This window comes from Helicobacter sp. 13S00477-4, assembly GCF_002272785.1.
Taxonomy (GTDB): domain Bacteria; phylum Campylobacterota; class Campylobacteria; order Campylobacterales; family Helicobacteraceae; genus Helicobacter_J.
Window position 1 is genome coordinate 1 of sequence record NZ_MLAS01000033.1, and the last position, 1,243, is coordinate 1,243.

Consider the following 1,243-nt stretch of genomic DNA (forward strand, 5'->3'; position numbering starts at 1 on the left):
AAGGGAATCTCTGACGAAAAGATATGAAAGGATTGGTATTGGGTGCTGTATCAAAAAAATATCCTCCACTTTGTAAAGGAGTGCTAGAATAGTATTCTTGGAGTTCTGCTATCATTTGAAAGCTTTGCAAAAGGCATGATCCGCAGATACCGGAAGTTTCTTTAGAAGTATCAGTAGAAGTTGCGATTGCATAGAGTCTTTTTCTCCACTCCTCATTCAACTTAAAATCAGGAGGTAAACTCCTCTTTATCCTGCCATTGTTTTGAGCAAGTTTATGACCTGGAGCAGGACAATAATGCAAAGTCTCTCCTAAATTCCCATCAACATATCGATTCCATTTTTCAATATCATGAGAGAAGAGGAATAAAGAATCTGGAGTGTTAGAAGTGTCTTTTTGCAAATAAGAAGGTTTAGCTGTATAAGGTACTCCCCAATTTGTTCCATATTTGGTGATCCTCAAGATATTGCCTTGATAATCCCTAATAGCTCCTTTGTTTTCAATCAAAAAAGAGGTATCCCAATATTTATTGTCTTTGTTTTTAGGGATGTCATCAGAACAAACATTCCAACTCACCCAATCCCAATTATCTTTTGAATTGTGATTAGAAGTCATACAATACAAACTCCCATCAGATGGATAAAATTGTGCTATGTGTCCATTTTCTGGATTGTAATATAAATTGATGACTTCATCTAATGTCGATTTATTGTTCTGGATATAATAGACTCCCCATTGGGTTGGGTCAATAAAAGTCCAAGATAAAGGTGTTTTAAAACTGATATTTCCTGGAGTTGCAATGGTATTGCTCCAAGCTTGCATTGAAGAATCTAATGTGTGATCATAATAATCATCAGATTTCTTAGAAATGAAAGCATACCATTGATAATCTTTGATACGATATTTTTCATCAGCTGTCCAGATAGCATTGTTTTTGATGACCCAACGTTGATTGGCATCATTGATAGCACAAGGTCTTAAAAGGACATAATCCCATTGTTGTGTAGATTCTCCATCAATACCTGTTACTGAACTAGGGGCAGTCAAACACAACCAATTATTATTTATCTTATAAGCAATCCTTTGGAATACATCATACCTAGCAGATTGGACATAACTTGAAGAACAATCATCAATATAAATATAAGCTTCTCCTTTAGTGAATACTGGAGCATAACAATAATTACCTTTATCGTGAGTTTTGATATGGATTGATTTGTCTATGGGCTTGTCGGTAAGTTTTTG

General features: G+C 35.0%; 1 protein-coding gene. It reads right to left on the reverse strand.

Annotated features, from left to right (window positions below; all coding sequences use genetic code 11):
• Positions 1-1,243: DUF1561 family protein (locus BKH44_RS08625; RefSeq protein ID WP_143428342.1), on the reverse strand; the 1,243-nt coding region annotated here is incomplete at both ends.